Annotated in this window: 17 protein-coding genes and 1 riboswitch; of the genes, 8 read left to right on the top strand and 9 right to left on the bottom strand. The window is 53.8% G+C overall.

Features of this window, described 5'->3' with window-relative positions; translation table 11 throughout:
* Nucleotides 1–27: 27 nt before the first annotated feature.
* Nucleotides 28–204: riboswitch (Lysine riboswitch) on the bottom strand.
* A 103-nt stretch (nt 205–307) separates the two neighbouring features.
* Nucleotides 308–739 (bottom strand): DUF3293 domain-containing protein, encoded by a 432-nt coding sequence (locus tag K0I63_RS04035; RefSeq protein ID WP_220082625.1) that lies wholly within the window; start codon nt 737–739, stop codon nt 308–310.
* Nucleotides 740–1,316: 577 nt separating this feature from the next.
* Between K0I63_RS04035 and arcA the strand changes: the two genes are divergently transcribed.
* Nucleotides 1,317–2,036 (top strand): two-component system response regulator ArcA, encoded by a 720-nt coding sequence (gene arcA, locus K0I63_RS04030; RefSeq protein ID WP_011864583.1) that lies wholly within the window; start codon nt 1,317–1,319, stop codon nt 2,034–2,036.
* Nucleotides 2,037–2,523: 487 nt separating this feature from the next.
* On the opposite strand, the gene K0I63_RS04025 is transcribed toward arcA, so the two are convergent.
* On the bottom strand, nt 2,524–3,060 hold the full coding sequence (locus K0I63_RS04025) for a dihydrofolate reductase family protein (RefSeq protein ID WP_220082624.1): 537 nt from the start codon (nt 3,058–3,060) through the stop codon (nt 2,524–2,526).
* Between the two features lie 99 nt (nt 3,061–3,159).
* Between K0I63_RS04025 and K0I63_RS04020 the strand changes: the two genes are divergently transcribed.
* On the top strand, nt 3,160–3,717 hold the full coding sequence (locus K0I63_RS04020) for a TetR/AcrR family transcriptional regulator (protein WP_220082623.1): 558 nt from the start codon (nt 3,160–3,162) through the stop codon (nt 3,715–3,717).
* 145 nt (nt 3,718–3,862) lie between these two features.
* Here K0I63_RS04020 and K0I63_RS04015 read toward each other — a convergent pair whose 3' ends face one another.
* Nucleotides 3,863–6,115: a S9 family peptidase gene (locus K0I63_RS04015; protein WP_220082622.1), complete on the bottom strand. Its 2,253-nt coding sequence runs from the start codon at nt 6,113–6,115 to the stop codon at nt 3,863–3,865.
* Nucleotides 6,116–6,321: 206 nt separating this feature from the next.
* Between K0I63_RS04015 and K0I63_RS04010 the strand changes: the two genes are divergently transcribed.
* On the top strand, nt 6,322–7,311 hold the full coding sequence (locus tag K0I63_RS04010) for a class 1 fructose-bisphosphatase (RefSeq protein WP_144203984.1): 990 nt from the start codon (nt 6,322–6,324) through the stop codon (nt 7,309–7,311).
* A gap of 82 nt (nt 7,312–7,393) precedes the next feature.
* On the opposite strand, the gene K0I63_RS04005 is transcribed toward K0I63_RS04010, so the two are convergent.
* The 6 genes from K0I63_RS04005 to brnQ form a co-directional block, all read right to left on the bottom strand.
* On the bottom strand, nt 7,394–8,422 hold the full coding sequence (locus K0I63_RS04005; protein WP_144203985.1) for a DUF2157 domain-containing protein: 1,029 nt from the start codon (nt 8,420–8,422) through the stop codon (nt 7,394–7,396).
* A gap of 65 nt (nt 8,423–8,487) precedes the next feature.
* Nucleotides 8,488–8,832: a hypothetical protein gene (locus tag K0I63_RS04000; protein WP_220082621.1), complete on the bottom strand. Its 345-nt coding sequence runs from the start codon at nt 8,830–8,832 to the stop codon at nt 8,488–8,490.
* Nucleotides 8,833–9,435: 603 nt separating this feature from the next.
* A complete protein-coding gene (gene recJ, locus K0I63_RS03995) occupies nt 9,436–11,160 on the bottom strand; it encodes a single-stranded-DNA-specific exonuclease RecJ (RefSeq protein WP_220082620.1) in 1,725 nt (574 codons plus the stop codon).
* A 120-nt stretch (nt 11,161–11,280) separates the two neighbouring features.
* Complete coding sequence (gene dsbC / locus K0I63_RS03990; RefSeq protein WP_220073176.1) at nt 11,281–12,006, bottom strand: bifunctional protein-disulfide isomerase/oxidoreductase DsbC; 726 nt, start codon at nt 12,004–12,006, stop codon at nt 11,281–11,283.
* Between the two features lie 220 nt (nt 12,007–12,226).
* Nucleotides 12,227–13,138, bottom strand: a complete 912-nt coding sequence (xerD, locus tag K0I63_RS03985) for a site-specific tyrosine recombinase XerD (RefSeq protein ID WP_220082619.1) — start codon at nt 13,136–13,138, stop codon at nt 12,227–12,229.
* Between the two features lie 78 nt (nt 13,139–13,216).
* Entirely contained in the window at nt 13,217–14,527 is a 1,311-nt protein-coding gene (gene brnQ / locus K0I63_RS03980; protein ID WP_258406933.1) for a branched-chain amino acid transport system II carrier protein, read from the bottom strand.
* 529 nt (nt 14,528–15,056) lie between these two features.
* On the opposite strand from brnQ, the gene K0I63_RS03975 reads away from it, so the two are divergent.
* From K0I63_RS03975 to K0I63_RS03955, 5 genes are all read left to right on the top strand, one after another.
* The gene (locus K0I63_RS03975; RefSeq protein WP_220082617.1) at nt 15,057–15,788 is read left to right on the top strand and encodes a tRNA1(Val) (adenine(37)-N6)-methyltransferase; all 732 of its coding nucleotides are present in this window, start codon (nt 15,057–15,059) and stop codon (nt 15,786–15,788) included.
* A gap of 89 nt (nt 15,789–15,877) precedes the next feature.
* The gene (gene srmB, locus K0I63_RS03970; RefSeq protein WP_041406410.1) at nt 15,878–17,098 is read left to right on the top strand and encodes an ATP-dependent RNA helicase SrmB; all 1,221 of its coding nucleotides are present in this window, start codon (nt 15,878–15,880) and stop codon (nt 17,096–17,098) included.
* 238 nt (nt 17,099–17,336) lie between these two features.
* Nucleotides 17,337–18,551 carry an efflux RND transporter periplasmic adaptor subunit gene (locus K0I63_RS03965; protein WP_220083369.1) on the top strand — a complete coding sequence of 405 codons (1,215 nt, stop codon included), beginning with the start codon at nt 17,337–17,339 and terminating at the stop codon, nt 18,549–18,551.
* Entirely contained in the window at nt 18,551–21,700 is a 3,150-nt protein-coding gene (locus K0I63_RS03960) for an efflux RND transporter permease subunit (protein WP_220082616.1), read from the top strand. The genes K0I63_RS03965 and K0I63_RS03960 overlap by 1 nt, the downstream gene beginning before the upstream one ends.
* Nucleotides 21,701–21,837: 137 nt before the next feature.
* The gene (locus tag K0I63_RS03955) at nt 21,838–22,440 is read left to right on the top strand and encodes a TatD family nuclease-associated radical SAM protein (protein WP_220082615.1); all 603 of its coding nucleotides are present in this window, start codon (nt 21,838–21,840) and stop codon (nt 22,438–22,440) included.
* Nucleotides 22,441–22,524: the final 84 nt, after the last annotated feature.

Genomic DNA, 22,524 nt, shown 5'->3' with positions numbered 1-22,524 from the left:
CGCACCCCAAGACGGGAAACAGCGATTGCCACCAGAAGCTCTCCACCAAAAAACAGGTGACAATCGGTGGGATTCAGCCCAGTCGACCGATAAACAGATGAAACCAAACATCTCTTTACCTCGGCGTTAATCTCCCTCATAAACCGTCAACGGAGTTTGGACTCCTCGGGCTTACTACCTAGTTAACGCTCCTCTTCTGTATCACTAACCTTAAGGTTAGGATGCAAGAAAACTATCAAATAACAGAATAAAAAGTCAACGATATTTTAGCCTGTCTTGATGAAAGCCTCTCAAGTTCCCCCGCCTGCTAGCGGCTGATGTCGGGCAGCTCGCTGACCAGACAGACCCGGGCAGAAAACTTGCCCAGGGTGAGCTCGTCATACTCCACCAGACAAGGCACCAGTTGCAGCTCGTCCTCATCGACAAAATAGATGGCGTTTTGATTAAACACCTTGCCAAGAGCTACGGCTGCGGCCTTATCGATAGACACGGCCCAGCTCTTCTCCATATGACCTCTGTCACTGGAGGCGCCAATCAGAGCACGATAAGGATATTGAAGACGTTGAATATGACGTTGAAGCTGTTTGTCGAGGAGACGGTTTTGCGAGGGAGAAAGGTGTTGGCCTTTAGGATTATGAGCGGTAATGATTGCAAATGATAACGAAGGGGAGAAAGGTTGTGTAAGTAAGAACTGCGTTTGCTGATAGCATTGCCAAAGGTGTTCTCTTGCTGTACTCATCACTAAAATATTCCTAAATTAGATTCCGTCGATTATAGCAAAATTCCTCCGCCTTCCTAGAGGTGTGAGACAGGTCACTTTATTAAATTTTATTAATACCATTAAAATCATGACCTTATGAACACAAATGTGATTTACATCAAATCTCAAAGGAATTTTGTTAACATTTCATTTGTTAACAAATGACTAAAACGAGTACAATAAGTTCGTTGATTCACTTCCACTCATCTCACGATGAAATACTTTTTGTTACATCTTGTCGACGACAAGGTCATCAAAAGTTAGTCAATTTCCTGTATAAAATGTGAGCTTAGGCTGATTTAGCATTTAAACTTGAAAATATTACATAGTTAACGGAACTATTCCCAACTATTGTTAATCGAAGTGAGTAACAGTTCGCGTGTCTTTTGAAAGAGATACGTATACTTTACTAATCATGAAGTGTGTTGCTGTACCAATTGGGTTTGATAAAAGCACTACGTGAGTTCGGTAATTGTCGCGAAGACAGATAGGGCGCAGCAGCACCAACTAGCGCTCATGGTTAGAACAGTTTTAAACAAATATTAGGTAAATAAATATGCAAAACCCGCACATTCTGATCGTTGAAGATGAAGCCGTTACCCGGAACACGCTAAGAAGTATTTTCGAGGCTGAAGGATATGTGGTAACTGAAGCCAATGACGGCGCAGAGATGCATAAAGCCATGCAGGAAAACAAGATCAATCTTGTGGTTATGGATATCAACCTACCAGGTAAGAATGGTCTGCTGCTTGCGCGTGAACTTCGTGAAATCAATAACATCGGCCTTATCTTCCTTACCGGCCGTGACAACGAAGTTGACAAGATCTTGGGTCTGGAAATTGGTGCCGATGACTATATCACCAAGCCATTTAACCCACGCGAACTGACTATCCGTGCACGCAACCTGCTGACTCGCGTCAACAGCACTGGCGGCGAAACCGAAGAAAAGAGTGCCGTAGAATTCTACCGCTTCAACGGTTGGAGCCTAGAGATCAACAGCCGTTCACTGGTAAGCCCACAAGGCGAGTCGTACAAGCTGCCCCGCAGTGAGTTCCGCGCCATGCTGCACTTCGTTGAGAACCCAGGCAAGATCCTGACCCGTGCCGACCTGCTGATGAAGATGACAGGCCGTGAGCTTAAGCCACACGACCGTACCGTGGACGTGACCATTCGTCGCATCCGTAAACACTTCGAAAGCTTGCCAGATACGCCAGAAATCATCGCCACCATCCACGGCGAAGGCTATCGTTTCTGCGGTAACTTAGAAGAAGCATAAATCACATCCAGCTAGCGCAAATGTGATTCGATTAAAAAGCCAGTCTAACGACTGGCTTTTTTGTACATGGATTTTCTGTTTATGGAGAATTATTCCCGGTGGCCAGGGCCTGAAATGTTCCAGACATTTCAAGGCATTTCCTCCTTCCATGGAGGTCAGAAGGCCATAGAGGGGATTTGTATAGGGATATACTTATCCCCGGAGCCCATGGATGGGCTAAGAGGCGATTTGTGTCTAGAACACTTATGCCAAAGCCCATGGATGGAAAGACTTGGTATTTGTACATGGATTTGTCTCTGTTTATGGAGAGTTATCCCCGGTGGCCAGGGCCTTGAAATGTTCCCGACATTTCAAGGCATTTCCTCCCTGACCCACAGGGAAATGGGGAATGTCTAGAATCCTAGGGAAGGATTTAGACCTAACCAAAACGATACCTGAGTATCGAGTCGGCCTTTCGAACATTCACGACTCTCCGACAAGAAAGTCTCTATGCTCTCTTTCGGTGATAAGTGGTTTGGGTCAAAGAATCTAATACCACTTCACTCTTAATCACGTTAAAACTTAGTGGGCTTTCAAGTTCACCAAATAGGGGGACTCCACCACCAAGTAAAATAGGAAAACGAGTAATCACCATTTCATCGATCAGATCTTCTTTAAGGAAATTTTGAATCGTCACTCCACCGTCAATGTATAGCTCATTGAATCCCTTCGCATTCAAGTCAGCGATAATATCAACTAGCTTCCCTTTAACTAAAAAAACTTTATCTTCATAACCTTGAGGAACTTCGGTCATAGTGTTACTCAACACAAACACCGGCTTACTATAAGGCCAGTCACAATCAAAACTCAGCACCATATCTAAGGTATTCCGCCCCATTACTAAGCCGTCAACTCTCTCCATCAAAGCGACAAATCCCGTATCAATATTGTTTGGATTAGGAACTGAATGTAGCCAGTCGAGTTTGCCTCGCTTATCTGCGATATATCCATCTAAACTGGTTGCAATGAATACGATGTTTGCCATGAGCACCTCGTCAAGTTTATGGTGATTGAGCCAAGCTAAAATATGGTTTAAAATAATTTCTACGCCGTAGAAATAATAGTAAGTTTATCGGGAGCTCAAATGAGTGTCAATGAAAAGAAACGTGGACGCCCTAATGGAAAACAGTCGCAGTTAAGTGCGCAAAGCATACTAGAAGCAGCTAAGTCTTTGATGAAAAGAGATAGTAAAACACCGAGTATCCGCTCATTGGCAACAGAATTAAACGTGGATCCAATGGCAATCTATCACTATTTTAAAAACAAGAATGCATTGTTAGAAGCCCTTACCTCTTCGCTCGTATCCGAAGTCTATCAACCTCAAGCAGACCCTGATTGGCAAGGCGAATTAAGGCGTTTATGTGTCAGCTATATTGAATTGTTGCAGCAATACAACGGGCTACTACAAATCATGTTAGGGATGACATCCCTGGGTCCTGCCCAAATATTTACCGAGCGTTATAGAAATATTATCGCCCCTTTAGCACTAGACGAGAAAACAGAAAAAGATAGTCTAGATTTACTCGCTGACTACTTACATGGCTTCGCGTTATCAGCCAGTTGTTGCCATGATGCAGAGTTAATTAAACCCCAAATGATGGATGGGCCTTTGACTCTGATTTGTAAATCATTAGAAACCTGACTTAAAAGTTTCTTCTGAAAACTCATATTCAACTAGTAAGGCATTCTCGCTTCCCCATCGAAATTTACGACTCTCACAACAAAAAGCCCTGCTGCTTTCGATAAGCAACAGGGCTTTTGTTTTGCTAAGGCCTAGCGCCGATAACTTAGTGTTTCAGCTGCCTGTCGAGGAAGTCGGCCAGTGAGCGATAGAGGTGGGTACGCACCTTCTCACCGCGCATCGAGTGCTTAGAGCCGGGATAATCAATCATTTGGAACAGCTTGCCCTCGTCCTGCAACGCCTTATAGACCCGGGTGCTGTTTTCAAATAACACGTTGTCGTCGGCCATACCGTGGTACATGAGTAGCCCTGACTGATAGCCTTTGACGTACGGCAGTACGCTAGAGGCCTCATAGCCTTCGGCATTGGTCGCCGGATGCGATAGGTAACGCTCTGTGTAGTGGCTGTCATACAGAGACCAGTCGGTCACGGGGGCACCCGAGATAGCCGCCTTGAAGTAATCCGGCGCCTTAAACAGGCTCATCAGCGCCATGTAGCCACCATAGCTGTGGCCATAGATAGCGATATTCTTGCCATCAACATAGCTGAGGCTACGCAGGTAATCGACACCGGCCTTCTGGTCATTCACCTCGGCCTCGCCCAGATGCTTGTAGATCACCTGCTCGAACTTGGTACCACGATGGGCCGAGCCGCGGTTATCCAGCTGGAACACGATAAAGCCCTGCTGCAGCAGATACTGGGTAAAGTAGTCGTGCTCGCTCCAGCTGTTAACCACCAGCTGGGCATGGGGACCGCCGTAGACGCGCACCACCACAGGGTACTGCTTAGTGGCGTCAAACTGCGTCGGCTTAAACAGGCGATATTGCAGCGCCTGACCATCTTCCGCCTTTATCTGACCAAATTCAGGCAGCTGCCACTGACCAAAGTAAGGATAGAGAGGGTGCGCCTTATCCACCTTGTTCTGCTCCACCCAGGCCAGGCGTTTGCCCTGCTCGTCATGAAGGCTTATCTGCGGCGGCTGCGCCAGGCTGTTGAAGTAATCCAGGTAGATCGCCTGATTGTCGGCAAATACCGGCGCGTGCATGCCGCTACGCTTGCTCAGCTGCTCTATCTTGCCGCCCTTAAGCGGTACGCGGAACAGGTGCTGCTCGACCACACTCGCCTTGCGGCCGGTGAAGTAAACCCAGCCCGCCTGCTCATCCACATGCACCAGCTCGTCCACCGCCCAGTCACCTTTGGTCAGCTGCCTGAGCTGTCGCCCTTGCTGATCGAACAAATAGAGGTGATTAAAGCCGTCACGCTCAGACGCCCATAGCATCTGTGGTGACTTCTTGAGGAAATGCAGGTCGTTATTCAGGTTCACCCAGGCGTCACTCTCCTCGCGGATCATGGTCATGGGTGCATCTTGACTGCGAAGATCTAAGATACGCAGATCCAGTCTGTGCTGATCCCGGCTCTGCCATTGAAACGACAGCTGCAGGCTATCGGGCAACCACTTCACTCTCGGCAGGTAGATATCCTTATCTTCTCCCAGGTCGACCCAGCGCACTTTTTTATCGGCCAGCGTCACCACGCCCAAATCGATGACCACGTTGTTCTTGCCAGCATAGGGGTAGCGCTGCTCGGTCAGCTTGATGCCATCGGCATAGATTTCGTTTCGAGTCACCAGCTCGACACCCGACTCGTCGATGCGGGTAAAGGCGATGGCCGACTCATCCGGCGCCCACCAGTAACCCGTCATTCTGTCCATCTCCTCCTGGGCGACAAACTCCGCCATGCCGTTCTTAATGGCGCCGCCACCGTCTATGGTCATGGCGGTCAGCTTCTGGCTGCGCAGGTCGAAGACATAGAGGTTTTGATCACGGACGAAAGAGACATAATGGCCTTTAGGCGACAGCTTGGCGTCTGTGGTAAAGCCCTCCCCCACAGGCAGCGGCATCACCTTGTTATCGCTCAGCGAGTAGTAATAGAGGGCGCCCGATGCCGGGATCAGCAGCGCCTGGCTATCGTCCGCCCAGAAATACTCCATGATCCCCTGACCATAGATGCGTTGACGCTCGCGCCGCGCCTTCTCCTCATCGGACAGCTCACCGCTCTTTAACTTGTCGGCGTCCAGCAACAGGCTCTGTTTACCGGTGGCCACCTCCATCTGCCAGAGATCGTAGAAGTGTTGATCCTCTGCTCGTCCCGCCAGATAGGTCACACGCTTACCGTCTGGCGACAGCTTTAAGCCCCTGGGGCTGCTGCCCGCCAGTGCGGGAGAGGCATAGAGCCTCTCTATGGTGAGGGGTTCATTGCCGCCGACAGGCTGCGCAAGTTGGGGTTGTGACGCACTTACCGCGTGAGATAGAAACATAGGCACCGCCATTAAGGCTGAGCTTATCCATTTTTTAGTCATTATTATGTCCTGGATAGAAAACAGGTATAGGTCAAATTGCAGGCTAGCATTGTGCCCTAAAGTGACGCAAAACGAAAACCGCGATCCAGACGGGCTAAATTGCCGCTGAAAAAATGATTCATCTGGGGTAGAATCGCCCGCATAACAAGATAAACAAGATCTGACCTCCAGTGCGAGCCTAGCTCCCATTTGTCATAGGAAATAACATGCAAACTCTGGCACAACACCTTAGTTCTCAAGGAATTCAAGCCCCGCTAGCCCAGCTGTTAACCACGCTGGCCGATACCTCTAAAGCCATCAGTCACGCGGTGCGTCACGGCGCCCTCGCCGGCGTATTGGGCGCCACCGAACAGGAAAACGTTCAGGGCGAAACCCAGAAGAAGCTCGACGTGATCACCAATGACATGCTTAAAGAGGCGCTCACGGCCGACAGCACGGTACGAGGCCTGGCCTCAGAAGAGGAAGATCATATCGTCGAGGTAGGTCAGAGTGGCGACTTCCTGGTCTGTTTCGACCCACTGGATGGCTCGTCAAACATCGACATCAACTCACTGGTGGGCACCATCTTCTCGGTACTGCCGGCTCCAAGCGGTGAGCTGAGCGAGCAGAGCTTCCTACAGCCAGGCCGTCAGCAAGTGGCCGCAGGTTACGTGCTATACGGCCCATCGACCATGTTGGCCCTCACCACAGGTCAAGGGGTGCAGCTGTTTACCCTCAACCCAGAGACCAACGAGTACCTGCTGACCAACGAGGCGATGTCCATCAGCAAGGACACCAGCGAATTCGCCATCAATATGTCTAACCAGCGTTTCTGGGAAGCGCCGATGCAGACCTATATCGCCGACCTGCTGCTTGGCAAGATCGGACCACGCGAGAAGTCATTCAACATGCGCTGGATAGCCGCCATGGTTGGCGACGTGCACCGCGTACTGTCACGCGGCGGCCTGTTCACCTACCCAACCGACAACAAGAACCCAGAGAAGCCATACAAGCTACGCCTGATGTACGAAGCTAATCCTATGTCATTCCTAGTTGAACAGGCTGGCGGCAAGGCCTCTACCGGCTATGAAACCATCATGGACATTCAGCCAAGCGAGATCCACCAGCGCGTCGCTGTGATCTTAGGCTCGGCCAACGAAGTCGATGCCTGCCTGGAATACCATGGTCAGGACTACAGCGAAGAGCCAAGCCTGTAAGCTAGTCTGCTCCTTTAAAAAGTAAAAAGTCGCCAATTGGCGACTTTTTTATTGCCTCATGGCAAGCATGTAAAAAGCCAATTCACGACTTTGATTCCAGCAGTGCCCTAAGTGGCGCCGGCAGTAATGCTCTCGATTTTTCGGTAATGGCTTTTTCATGCTTCTGCCAGAGCACACCGAGATAAACCACCCCGAGCCCGATAAACGATAATGCAATCGGGAACAGCCAGTTATCCTTAAAGACGTCATAAGCCAAGTAACTGAGATAGCCGCAACTGCCAAGGGCACCAAATACCACGAACACTCTTCGAACTAATAGCGCGCCAACCCCAATCATTAACAGGTTAATGCAGAAATAGATAAACTTTGATAATTCACTGTCAGAGTGCTGGAAAGTTAAACCACACCAAAAAGCGATGACCCCAAAAATGTAGATCCAAAAGCCATAGTCAGCCTTATGGTGAGACCTGACATCGACCCAAAAGGCGAGCCCTATCATTAATAGGCCTAAATACATTGAGACTAAGGATCTAAGCTCCCATGTTATATCATCACCCGAGATCACCACAGTCATGTCCATCGTCATATACCAGAGCGTGACCGCGATAGGCATGATTAAAAAGGGATATTTATATCGCCACGCGGTGATGACGCCGACGACGAGTGTACCCAGTTCCATGTATAACCAATGCCATTTTATGACTCTGTGATAATCCCTGTAGGCACTCTCATCTGGCCATACACCTAACCATTGTTGCAGGCCATAAATCGCTAGAGGGGTTAGACAGACGACAAAGGTGGCACAAATGCCAGCGGGAATGATGAGGCCTCTTGCTGAAAACCTGTTGGTCAGGGTTAAACCAACAGCCGCATAGAGCATCGAGATAAACAAAATACCTGCGCCGCCGAAGGACTCCCACCCTAAGTTCATGAAAAGTGTCATTGCGCCGATGGCGATAAGCCCACCCAAGTAATAGAGCACATGGGTAAAGGTAAATTTGGGGTTGGCACTAGGTTGAGCGGCTAAGAACTGATACAAGGCTTCAGCTTGCTGAGCTGAAATAATATTTTCCCGCGCCGCAGCATCTAACTGCTTCTTACTGACATCCATGTTTACTCCCTGACATTAATTTTTGTCTAGCACTGTGGCTATAGTGGTATTGCGATAATCACCTGTTATCTTTGCCTTTCTCGATTGAGCTTATCGACAAGGGCACGCAATTTTGTCAACTTAAGCTCGGTAAGCAGCACGACGACAAACAGCCACAGGCCTCCGGCAATAAAAACGGAACTAATAAAGCTGCCACTCTGGTGTTGATATCCATAAAGCCCGAACATAAGGGCCAAAGAAGCAGATAACGACTTGCCCCAATCGTTGCTGCCAAGCTTATACTCGTCCTTCGCAATATCCTTGCTGACCGTGACAGGGTTAGCGAGACCATCGAGCTTGACTATGACTTTGCTATCCTTCTGACGAACGTTGAACCCTTCACTCTCTAGTACTTCAACAACGCTTTGCATAATTTAAGGTCTCCTTTCCTTATCGATGTGAATATCAGTATTTGATGATAACGCCCTCTCGCGGCAGCACTTTCTGCAAGAATGCATTCCTTCATTCCTGCATCTTTGCACCTCTGCGCTCCACACCAGATTATCACAAATTAATTATCTTCTTGATACGCTGCCGCTTCGATGAGTAAAAGTGGCTTAATGACGAGCTTCACTTGCCCGCAAAAATTGAGGCGCCTTCAAACCGCGATAGCACCAATAAGTCGATCTAAGAGGCGTTGAATACTGAGTTTAGATATTGCGAAGAGGAGCGAAAACAGAGGCAAAAATGTTCCCTACATTTATCGGCATTCTCTCCTTCGTTGGAGGTCAGATGAAACCGCTAAGCGGCCAAGGATGGCACAAGGCCTGTCACAGAAGTACCTGAACATACATCGTTCACTCACATCCCTGTGATCACGACATTCGAACTTCCATATACAGCAGCCGCCGGGCAGGCGTTAGGTAACATCTAAGGTACAAGGGTCAAAGAGCTTTACCGCCGAAGACGAATTCAAAAATATCCACGGCAACCAACACTAAGTTTAGAAACAATCCCCAACTTTGATGCAGAGGCTACTTAGGTTCGATCTGCTCCACCATTAGCTGCAGACTCTCGTTGCCACGAAACTCATTGATATCCAGCTTATAGGCGATCTCCGCGTATTGGATGGTGGCATCGGGCCAGGTGGTGAGATCCACGTTGAAGGCGATGGCATCTACCATGGTCTGACCGCACTCGCTCTCGAGCACGAGCTTGAGGTGACGTTCGCCGACGATCCGCTGCTGCAGGATACGAAACACGCCGTCGAATATCGGCTCGGGGAAATTCTGCCCCCAGGGGCCTGCACTGCGCAGCTCCCTGGCCAGTGCCATGTTGAGTTGAGTCGGGCTTAGTTCGCCGTCGCTGACGATCTCGCCGGTCAGCTGCTCGGGCGCAAGCAGTTCACGCACCGCCTCGTCATAGGCCTTGGCGAAACGCTCGAACTCACCGGCGCGCAGGGACAGGCCCGCCGCCATGGCGTGACCGCCGAACTTGATGATCATTCCGGGATGGCGGGCATTGATCAGCTCAAGCAGGTCGCGCATATGTAGCCCCTTGATGGAGCGCGCCGAGCCCTTGATCTCCCCCTCGCCCGCCTCGGCGAAGGCGATCACCGGCCTGTGGTACTTATCTTTGATGCGCGACGCCAGGATGCCGATCACCCCCTGGTGCCAGTCTTGCTGGTAGAGGGCGATCCCCCAGGGCAGCTCGGCCTCATTAAGCGACAGACTCTCTAGGCTCTTTAGCGCCTCCTGCTGCATGCCGGTTTCCAGCTCACGCCGCTCGGCGTTGAGCCCGTCCAGCTCGCTGGCCATGCGCCGCGCACGCATCATGTCATCGCACAGTAATGTCTCGACCCCTAAGGCCATCTCGTCCAGGCGCCCGGCGGCGTTGAGCCTGGGGCCGACCGCGAAGCCAAAATCGGAGGCGACGATGCGAGAAGTGTTACGCTTGGCCACTTCCAAGAGCGCGGTGATCCCCGGACGGCAGCGTCCGGCGCGCACCCGCTTGAGCCCGGCGTCCACCAGGATGCGATTGTTGGTATCCAGCGACACCACGTCCGCCACTGTGCCCAGGGCGACGATATCCAGCAGGGTGGCGAGATTGGGTTCCTGTATGCCCTGCGCCTGATACCAGCCACGGCTACGTAGCTCGGCGCGCAAAGCCGACATCAGATAGAAGGCGACCCCGACCCCAGCGATTGCCTTGCTGGCGAAGCCACAGCCTAGCTGGTTAGGGTTCACTATCGCATCGGCCTGGGGCACGCTGTTGCCCGGCAGGTGATGGTCGGTGATCACCACCTGCATCCCCAGCGCCTTGGCTGCGGCGACCCCTTCGATGGAGGAGATGCCGTTGTCGACGGTGATCAGCAGCTCTGCCCCCTTCTGCTGGGCCACCTGAACGATTTCAGGGCTGAGGCCATAGCCGTAATCGAAGCGGTTGGGAATGAGGTAATCCACATTGGCAGCGCCCATCATTCGTAGGGCAAGCAAGCAGACACTGGTGGAGGTGGCACCGTCGGCGTCGAAGTCGCCGACGATCAATATCGACTGCTGCTTGGCCATGGCATCGGCAATGATGGCCGCGGCCTTGTCCACATCCTTGAGCGTGTCGGGGCGCAGCAGGTTAGCCAGCGCCAACTCGCAGTCGTCCACTGTGCAGCCTCGGCTGGCGTAGACTTGCTTTAGAATGGGAGAAAGATGACTCGGCAGATGGCTGTCATCTACCTTGGGGCGGCGCACTATCTTATGGATCACGACTCAAACAACCTCTAAAAATCTTGTCGCTAGCATAACAAAGCCAGCTCGGAACACACAGCAAAAGATGGCCAAAAAAAAGGTGAGCCCAGGCTCACCTTGTTTAGCGCAGTTAGCGACTTATTGGATGCGGTCCAGCACCTGGATCAGCTGCTCAGGCGGCTGATAACCCGGGATCATGGTACCGTCTTCTAAGATGATGGCCGGCGTGCCGTTAACACCCAGGCTCTGACCTAGGTTGTATTGCTGGGCGATCTTGGCATCACACTTGGCGCCGCCGATCTGCTTGCCCGCCTTGGCATCGGTTAGCGCCTTAAGTGGGTCGGCCGAGCACCATACGGCTTCCATATCGCTGGCATTCTTCGATGGCACGCCCTGACGAGGGAAGGCCAGGTAACGAACCGTGATACCAAGGTCGTTGTACTTGTCTATCTGGTTGTGCAGCTTGCGGCAGTAGCCACAGGTGATGTCGGTAAATACGGTCACCACATGCTTCTCATCCTTGGCCTTGTACACCAGCATGTTTGGCTCAAACGGCTTAATAGCCTCCATACGTGGGCCAGCCAGAGCGGCCTCGGTGAGGTTCTTCATGCCGTTGTCGAGATCATACAGGTTACCGTGAAACAGCTTAGTGCCGTCTTTGCTGATGTAGAGTACGCCACGGTTGGTGATCGCCTCATACAGGCCTGGGATTGGCGACTGGCTAAGGTTTTGCACCTCGACGCCTAGGGTATCTGATAATTTCTGCTTCAACTGGTCGCCATTGTCGACCACGTTGTTTGATGCCGCCATCAGGGGCGTGGCCACCATGGCAACAACTAAGGTGAGCGCTCGGGTAAACTTCATTAGAATTCCTATAGGGTGTTAGGGCTAATAGCATTAAAGCAAAATAGGCTGCCGGTTTTCCAACCTAAATTGTTACTAAAACTTGCTATGACCAAGATGTCATTTTTATAGACCGGCCTAGAGGCAGAAAAGTTACATGCTCGAGGCCGTTAAAGCAAACGAATAATCGCAATGGAGGCCTTAACTTAGGCCTTCACAGTGCAATTTTAAGGCTTTCGCATCAACCTCTGGGGTGATGGGCTTGATGCAGCTGGGCCAATCTGGCCTTGGCCACATGGGTGTATATCTGAGTCGTAGAGAGGTCACTGTGACCCAGCAGTAGCTGCACCACCCGCAGATCCGCGCCATGATTGAGCAGATGGGTGGCAAAGGCGTGTCTCAGGGTGTGAGGCGACAGATGCACCACAATCCCGGCACGCTGGGCATAGAGCTTGATCCTGTGCCAGAAGGTCTGGCGGGTCATCATGTTGCCGCGCTTGGAGGGAAACACCACGTCGCTGCCCTTGCCCTTTAACAGCTCGAATCTGGCCGCCTTGAGGTAGTCTTCAATCTCTGCGCCCGCCTGCTCGCCAAAGGGCACCAGACGCTCCTTACTGCCTTTACCCACAATGCGTACCACACCTTGCCTCAGACTCATCTGATCCAGCGTCAGCCCCACCAGTTCAGACACCCGCAGCCCACTGGCATAGAGCAGCTCCAGCATGGCGCGATCCCTGGCCTCGACGGGATCTTCCCGGTTAGGCTCGTTAAGCAGGCGATCCACGTCCGTCTCACTCAGGGCATCGGGCAACTTTCTCGCCAGCTTGGGCGGCTTGATCATCGCCATGGGGTCGATCTCAATCAGCTTCTTGGCCAGCAGGTATTTATAGAAGCGCCGCAGGCTACTTAGTAGCCTGGCACTGCTGGTCTTGGCAAAGCCCTGCTCGACCCGAAGGGCCAAGTAGTCACGCACCTCAGCCTGACTGGTCGATAGCAGGCTGGAGCCCTGTTTATTTAGGTAACGATCGAAGTGGCTGAGATCGCTGCGATAGGCCTGCAGCGTGTGATCGCTCAGTCCCTTAGCGGCCCAGAGATCATCGAGAAACGGCTCGATGAGGGGATCTGTCTGATATTCGTTGCTCTCAGCTAGCACATGAAATCCTTTAGATACAAAAACGGTGCTAACTCTTAGAGTTAACACCGCTATCTTACGCTATGGCTTAGGCTGGCATCAATTTAATACCGCTTCACCTCGTGGGCGTTTGACCATCAAGCAGGCAAAGATGGTAATTGCCGTCGGAATTAACCAGGCCATGCCCTGAGCCGACAGTGGCATCACATCGAACATGCTCATGTTGACACCGGCCGCCTTGAGGCCGTCGATGATGCCAAACACCAGCGCCACGCTCAACACCATACGGTGGGCAAAGGCAGGCTGAGCGAAGCGCTCGGTCAGGTAGGTCACCGCTACCAGGGCGATCGCCACAGGGTAAATGGTCACCAGCACAGGGATGCTGATGTTGATCAGCTGCGCCAGACCTACGTTAGCCACCACGGCGCAGGTGACGCTCATCACCACGACCAATAGCTTGTATGAGAGGCTAGGCATCAGCTCGTTGAAATATTCGGCACAGGCAGAAACCAGACCTACAACCGTCGTCAGACAGGCCAGAGTCACCACGGCCGCCAGCAATAGCTGACCCGAGGCGCCAAACTGATGGTTCACATAGTTAGTCAGGATCACCCCGCCGTTATCGGCGCCCACGGCAAGGTCACCTGCGGTCGCGCCCAGGTAGAAGAGTGATACATAGACGAACGCCAGACCACCGGCGGCGATGAAGGCCGCGCGCACCAGATACTTGGTCTGCTCTCTTGGCGAATCCACGCCCTTCTTACGTAGCAGGTCGATGATCAGCATGCCGAAGATCAGCGATGCCAGGGTGTCCATGGTGTTATAGCCTTCGATGATCCCCTTGGTAAGCGGGTTCGTCTGATAATCACCCACTGCAGCGGCCACGTCAGAGCCAGGTAGCACAACCACAGAGATCGCCAGCCCCACCAGCAGGATGATCATGATAGGAGTAAGCACCTTACCTACGCTGTCCAGTAGCTTACCGGGGAACAGCGACAGCAACATGGCGATGCCGAAGAAGATGCTGGTATAGAGAAGCTGTGAGCTGGTGAAGACGACACCGGCGACTTCAAAACTCGCCTGAGCATCTTGGATAAAAGGCTTGTAGCCCATCTCATAGGCCACCAGGCCTGCGCGAGGCGCCGCAAAGGCCGGGCCTATGATGATGTAGATGGCGATCGCCAGCATGGTCGCGGCCAAGGGTGGCAACAGGCCCATCACCTTGCCATTGGCCTTTGCCACGGCAATCAGGGTCACCAGCGGCAGGGTCACCGCGGTCAGCAGGAAGCCGATCATGGCCCAAGACATGTTCTCACCGGCAAGGAATCCGGCTAGCGGCGGGAAGATCAGGTTCCCCGCGCCTAAGAAGAAGGCAAAGGTCATGAAACCTAAACCCAATGTATCCGTCATACTCAATTTATTGTTCTGCACACAACGCCCCGTTAATCTGCTTTGTATAATGATCTTAATCGCTTAGTGGAAATTATTGGCTAATGACCGCGACCTTCATTGCGTGTAAACTTCTTATTACACGTCTCCGTGGTAAATCTAGCCCATTCTTGGCTACTTCTTGAACGACAGCAGGATTAACTAACGCTAAAAATGCATTCAAACTGGCTTACCTGGCTCAAATCAAGGCTTTCAGCCCCGACAGGAGGACCTACTATTAGCAAAAAGGCCACCGAGACACAAGATTGCGGCGCCAGATCGATGCAAATGAGAGCCTAATTTTAACAAACTCGCCACACACTGTTTTCACCCTTCACACCAGGCAACATTTGGTCCTAGCAAGATTCACTGTTTTGCGCCCCTGTAACAGCGGACTTTCAGCGCCAAGCGAATTTCTGGCTCAAGCGAGTTTCAGGCGTTGGCGGGTTTCTGCATTGGGCGGGATCACGTACAATGCGCCCCACGCATCTTTAATCTCCAACGTCAGGCCATGCCCTTTACCTTCAAGCAATTTCACGTCGATGACAGCCACTGCGGCATGCCCGTCAGCACAGATGGCGTCCTGCTGGGCGCCTGGGCACCACTTACCCAGGCCAAAACCATACTGGATATCGGCGCCGGCAGTGGTCTGCTGAGCCTGATGGCGGCCCAGCGCAGCGAGGCAGTGATACAGGCGTTGGAGATAGACCGACTTGCGGCGCAGGACTGCCAACACAACATCGACCAGAGTCCCTGGAGCGATCGCATCAAATTAATCCAGGCGGATCTGCTGCAGTGGTATCCCCTTGCTCAGACTCAGGCTCAGACTCAGTTCGACCATATCCTCTGCAACCCGCCCTATTTTGACAACGGGCCTCAGTCTCAGTGCAGCAAACGCGCCCAGGCCAGACACACAGACAGCCTGGCGTTTGACCAGCTATTGTCAGCCATCAAGCAACTACTGGCCCCCCAGGGCAAGGCCAGCCTGATCTTGCCAAATGCCAGCCTGGGACGATTTCTGCCCCTGCTGGCCGAATTTAAACTCAAGCTAATTGCCAGGGTCGACATCACCACAGCGCCCAGCAAAAAGCCTCAACGGCATCTGCTCTGCCTGAGCCACGGCGTCTCGAGCGCCGAGCCTGGCGAAGCGATAGAGGCTGAGCACCTCAGCATTCGCGATGCCTCTGGGGCCTACAGCCAGGCTATGGTTGCCCTGACTCAGGCCTTCTACCTCAAGCTCTAAACCGCAGCAATTCGGCTCGGCGAGCGGCCTCGCACTTTACTCAGGTTTGGGTGTATAATGCGCCGCTATTATTTAGAGAGACGCAGCGCATGCAATTTGAAGATTTCCACCTTGACGACACCCTGCTCGAGTCGCTCAAGGCGATGGGCCATCTTGCCCCGACCACCATTCAGCAACAGACGATCCCCCTAGCCCTGGAGCACAAAGATATCCTGGCGAGGGCACCGACAGGCACAGGCAAGACCGCCAGCTTCCTGCTACCGGCGCTGCAACATCTGCTGGACTTCCCCCGCCGCTACTCGGGCCAAGCGCGCGTGCTGATCCTCGCCCCAACCCGTGAGCTGGCCAGCCAGGTACACAGATACGCCAGCCACCTGGCCACCGGCCTAGGGCTGGATATCGCCATCATCACAGGTGGTGTGCCTTACGCTCCCCAGGAGCAGGCGCTCAAGGAAAATATCGACATTCTGGTGGCCACTCCCGGCCGTCTGATGGAGTACCTGGACAAGGAACTCTTCGACGCCCAATCGGTGGAGATCTTGGTACTCGACGAGGCCGACCGCATGCTGGACATGGGTTTCTCCTCCGCGGTGCAGTCTATCGCCATCGAGGCGCAGCAGCGTAAGCACAACATGCTGTTCTCTGCGACCCTGGAAGGCGGCGGCGTGAGCCGCTTCGCCGAGATGCTACTAACCAATCCAGTGACCATTGAGACTAAGCCGCCCCGTAGCGAGAAGGCCAAGATCCATCAATGGATGCACCTGGCCGACGACAAAGAGCATAAGTTTGCCCTGCTGTGCGACATTCTCAAGCGTGAAGAGGTCAGCCGCGCCATCGTCTTCGTCAAGACCCGTGAGGTCGTAGCCAGCCTGGAAGGTCAGCTGCAACAGGCAGGTATTCACTGCGCCTTCATGCGTGGCGACATGGAACAGAAGGCACGCTTTCAGGCGCTGGGCCGCTTCACCAAGGGCGAGGTTAACGTGCTGCTGGCCACCGACGTGGCGGCCCGCGGTATCGACATCGACGGCATCACCCATGTGATCAACTTCGACATGCCTCGCTCGGCAGATACCTATGTGCACCGCATAGGTCGTACCGGCCGCGCCGGTAACAAGGGTACGGCCATCTCTCTGGTGGAGGCCCACGACATGCGCGTCGTCGCTAAGATCGAGCGCTATATCGAGCAGCCGCTGAAACGCCGGGTGATCGACTCACTGCGTCCTAAACACAAGGAAGCTAAGGTGCCCACCAAGAAGAAGGTGAAGAGCAGCGACAAGAAGAGCCCGAAGAAAGCCAAGAAGAAGCGCTAGCGTTAGGCTCGCCAAACGCCCGCAGTCTCGGCAATTAAGCGTCCCTTAGGGGGCGCTTTTTTTATGGCAATTTAACAAATTGGTAGCAAGTGTCACCAGCTTCACTTGATTTTCAATATGTTAAATTGGTTTAACAGAGTAAATTTGACACATTTTATTTACAAAAAGACTTTTGCGCACAGCAGAGACTCTGGTAATTTATAGGGCATTCAGCTCAGCACGGAATAGCATGAAGTCAATGATAAAAATTATCCTACGAAGAGTTTTCCCCCCTTTTCTTATCCTGATCGTCTTCGGCCTGTTTGCCGCCCTCTTGATGAGTACTCAGGAAGCCCCAGAGCAGAAAGAGGAAGAGATGCCCGTCCCCATAGTGGATGTGATGCCGGTACGAAGTGAAACCGTTTCATTAAACCTGCCCTCCTACGGCGTGGTGCTACCCAAGAACAAGACCCAGCTGGTCACAGAGGTGCAAGGACGCATGCTGACCATCTCGGACAAGTTTGTCGCCGGTGGCATAGTCAAGCGTGGCGATATGCTGGCGCAGATCGAACCCTCGGATTACGAGGCAGATCTGATGCAGGCTCAGGCCACCCTGGCCCAGGCCAAGGCGGCGCTGGATGAAGAGATCGCCCGCGGCGAAGTAGCCAAAGAGGACTGGAAGGGTTACGACGGCGGCGTGCCGCCAGAGCTTGGCCTACGTGTGCCACAGCTCAAGAAGGAGCAGGCCAACGTCAAGTTTGCCGAGGCCGCCCTGGCCCGCGCCCAGCGTAACTTGGAGCGCACCACCATACGCGCGCCGTTCGATGGCATCATCAAGTCCCGTAACGTGGATCTAGGCCAGTATGTCACCCTGGGCACTAACCTGGGCGAGCTGTACGACACCCGCATCGCCGAGATCCGTCTACCGCTAGCCAACCACGAGCTGGCCTACCTGGAGTCTATCGACAATCCCGATACCCAGGTGACCCTGAGCGCCGAGCTGGCGGGTCGCACGGTGAACTGGACAGGCCAAATAGTGCGCAGCGAAGGGGTGATCGACGCCGACAACCGCATGGTCTATCTGGTGGCCGAGGTGAAAGACCCTTACTTAAGACAGAACAAGACTGAAGGCCAGCTGCCGCTGAAATACGGCAGCTTCGTCAACGCCATCATCAAGGGGCGCACCGTCGAGGGGATCGTCAAATTGCCTCGCTATATCGTCCGGGATCATCAGGTCGCCGTGGTACGCGACGACAACACGCTAGAGATGCGTGAGGTCAACGTGGTGCGCAGCGATATCGACAAGGTCTATATCAAGGACAGCCTCAAAGATGGCGAGCGTATCTCACTGACCACAATCAACAACATGGCCACCGGCCAGCTGGTGAAGGTGATCGGCGAAGAGGACAAGTCTCAGAACCAGGACAAAGAGGATGAGAGCCAGCAGACCCTAGTGGCAGCAGGTGATCAGTAATGGAGACCAATACCAATAAGGGCATCATTGCCTGGTTCGCCCGCAACAGCGTGGCAGCCAACCTCTTGATGTTTGCGCTGCTGATCGGCGGCCTGTTCAGCACTGTGCTGATCAATAAGGAGGTCTTCCCCTCCTTCGAGCTGAACTATTTGCAGATCACCGTCGCCTACCCGGGCGCCGCCCCTCAGGAGATCGAAGAGGGGATCAACATCAAGATCGAAGAGGCGATCCAGGATATCAGCGGCATCAAGAAGGTGACTTCGGTCGCCAGCGAAGGCTCTGGCAGCGTCACCATTGAGGTGGAGGACGGCTTCGATGCCCAGGATATCCTGGACGAGGCCAAGCTGCGCATCGACGCCATCGCCACCTTCCCCGACAATATCGAGAAGCCCAACATCTTCCGCATCAAGCCGGAAAACAACGTCATCTGGGTCTCTGTGTATGGCGACATGAACCTGCACGAGATGAAGGAGCTGGCCAAGAGCATACGTGAAGAGATCACCGCCCTGCCCGCCGTCACCCGCGCCCAAGTCACCGGCGTGCGTGACTATGAGATAGGCATTGAGGTGTCCGAAGACAAGCTGCGTGAATATGGTCTCAGCTTCGCCGACGTGGCGATGGCGGTGCGTAATTCCTCCATCGACCTGCCCGGCGGCTCGATTCGCGCGGAGGATGGCGACATCCTACTGCGTACCAAGGGCCAGGCCTACACGGGCGACGACTTTGCCAAGATAGTGGTCAAGACCCGCAAGGATGGCAGCCGCATCATGCTGCCCGAGGTGGCCAACATTCGCGACGACTTCGAGGAGCGTCTGGAATATACCCGCTTCAACGGTAAGCCGGCGGCCATTATCGAGGTGCTGAGCGTCGACGATCAGAACGCGCTGGATATCTCCTCTCAGGTGAAAGCCTATGTGGAGGAGCGCCGCGCCACCCTGCCCGCCAGCGCCCAGCTAGATACCTGGGGCGACCTGACCCACTACCTCAAGGGCCGTCTCAACATGATGCTGTCGAACATGTTCTATGGCGCCCTGCTGGTATTTATCATTCTGGCGCTGTTCCTCGACTTGCGTCTGGCCTTCTGGGTGATGATGGGCCTGCCGGTCTGTTTCCTCGGCGCCATGCTGCTGATGCCGCTGGAGCCCTTCTCGCTGTCGATCAACATGCTGACCCTGTTCGCCTTCATCCTGGTGCTGGGTATCGTCGTGGATGACGCCATCGTCATCGGCGAGAGTGCCTATACTGAGATCGAGCGCCACGGCCACTCGCTGGACAATGTGATCAAGGGGGCTCACAAGGTCGCCATGCCCGCCACCTTCGGCGTGTTGACCACTATTGCCGCCTTCATCCCCATGCTGATGGTCTCCGGCCCCATGGCGATCATCTGGAAATCCATCGGCCTGGTGGTGATCCTCTGTCTCGCCTTCTCACTGGTAGAGTCCAAGCTTATTCTGCCCGCGCACTTGGCTCACCTAAAGCCGCGTCGCCCGAGCCCTAACCCCAACCTGTTTGTGCGCTTCAAGACGGCGCTCAACAACAAGGTGCAACACTTCATCCACCACAGCTACCGCAGCTTCATCGGTCGCTGTATCGAGCACAGATACAATGTGGTCGCCACCTTTGTGGGCGTGCTCATCCTCTCGGTGGCACTGGTTGCCAGCGGTAAGGTGCGCTGGGTCTTCTTCCCCGATATTCCGTCCGACTTCATTCAGGTACGGCTGGAGATGGATGTGGGCAGCTCAGAGGCCAACACCCTCAAGGTGGTCAAGGAGATAGAGAACGCCCTCTATGTGATGAACGATCAGATGGAAGACGAGTACGGCTACCCGGTTGTGAAACACAGCTTCATCAACATGGGCTCGCGTACCTCGGCCTTCATCTTCGCCGAGCTGACCAAGGGTGAAGACAGGGACGTAGACGGCGTCACCATCGCCGATGCCTGGCGCAAGGCGCTGCCGGAACTTATCTCGGTGAAGAAGCTCAACATCAACGCCAGCACCAACGACGCCGGCGGCGATATCTCCTTCAGGCTCACCTCAAGCGATCTCGAGCAGCTCTCCCAGGCCGCCGACGAGCTGAAACAGAAACTGCGCACCTACGAGGGGGTGTATGACATCTCGGATAACTACTCCTCCGGCAGCCACGAGATCCGCCTGGCGATCAAGCCCGAGGCCGAGGCCCTGGGGCTGACCCTGTCGGATCTGGCCAGCCAGGTGCGTTACGGCTTCTACGGCTATGAGGCCCAGCGTATTCTGCGCAACAAAGAAGAAGTCAAGGTGATGGTGCGCTACCCGCTTGAGCAGCGCCGCACCCTGGGGCATCTGGAAAACATGATGATCCGCACGCCCCAAGGCACCTCGGTGCCCTTCTCCAGCGTGGCCGACATAGAACTGGGTGACTCCTACTCGTCGATCACCCGTGTCGACGGCCGCCGCGCCATCACGGTTATCGCCAACGCCAACAAGAATGTGGTCGAGCCCTCCAAGGTGGTGGGTGAGATCCAGAAGGATTTCCTGCCTTACCTTGAGAGCAAGTATCGCCACATCTCCACCACGCTCGATGGTGGCAGCGCCGATGAGCAGAGCGCCATGATAGGCCTGATCCAGGGCTTCTTCTTCGCCATGTTCACCATCTATGCGCTGATGGCAATTCCGCTCAAGTCCTACAGCCAGCCGCTGATCATCATGTCGGTGATCCCCTTCGGTATCATCGGCGCCCTATTCGGCCACTTCATCCTGGGGCTCTCCATGAGCGTGCTCAGCCTGTGTGGTATCGTGGCGCTGGCCGGGGTGGTGGTAAACGACTCGCTGATCCTGGTGGATTTTGTTAACCGCGCCCGTGCTCAGGGCCTGCCGCTTAAAGATGCCGCCATAGACGCAGGCTGTTATCGTTTTAGAGCGATCATCCTTACCTCTATGACCACCTTCGTCGGCCTGGTGCCCATCATCCTCGAGCGCAGCCTGCAGGCGCAGATTGTGATCCCCATGGCCACCTCGCTGGCCTTCGGTATCCTCTTCTCCACCGTGGTGACCCTGGTGCTGGTGCCCGTGCTCTACATCATACTCAACGATATCAGGCAGCTCACCGGCCGTCTGTTCCGTTGGTGGTGGCAGCCCCGCAGCCATAACGTCGAGGGTGAGCAGTCCTAATCAATTTAAATTCAAAGGGAGGCTTAGCCTCCCTTTTTGATCCAGCAGAGGTTTTCGCCGCGCCAAACGCGCTAGACTCCTGCCATTCTCCTTGCAACTCATTTTGCCAAGGCCAGTCAATCACAGCGTCGAGTACCATGAGCCAGTCCACCTTAGTCTACGACATTCGCAACAGCCGCTACCTCAACATCACGGGGCGCTGCACCCTGAGATGCCAGTTCTGCCCCAAACATAACGGCAGCAAGCAGGTACACGAGTATCAGCTGGATCTCGACCATCAACCAAGAGCCGATGAGCTCATCCCCCTACTGGGCGAGGTGAGCCAGTTCGACGAATATGTGTTCTGCGGCTACGGCGAGCCCACCCTCAACCTCAATACTTTGCTTAGCGTGGCAAGAGAGATAAAACGTCGCGGCGGCAGGGTGCGGGTCAATACCGACGGTCTGGGCAACTTGTTTCACCGGCGCAACATACTGCCTGAGCTGGCCGAGGTGGTCGACGCCCTCTCGATCTCGCTCAACGCCGATACCGAGGCCGCCTACCTCAAACATTGCCAGCCCAAGCTTAAAGGTTCTTATCAAGCGCTGTGGGACTTTATCCGTATGGCACCCGGCTACATCGACCAGGTGCAGGTATCTGCCATCGAAGGCCTGGAAGGGGTGGATATCGACAGATGCCGCGCCCTGGTGCTCGATGCCAAGGCGCAGTTTAAACACAGAAAGCTCGGCGTCGTCGGTTAAGTTACCTGGGCGCCGCCATTCGAATTACCTAGGTCTCGTCGGTTGAATAACCTCACATCGTCGGTTGAATTACATGGGCGTCAT

This window comes from Shewanella rhizosphaerae (genome assembly GCF_019457655.1).
In the GTDB taxonomy this organism is placed as follows: domain Bacteria; phylum Pseudomonadota; class Gammaproteobacteria; order Enterobacterales; family Shewanellaceae; genus Shewanella; species Shewanella loihica.
The sequence above is the reverse complement of the archived record's forward strand: the minus strand, read 5'-3'. Positions and strand labels throughout refer to the sequence as shown.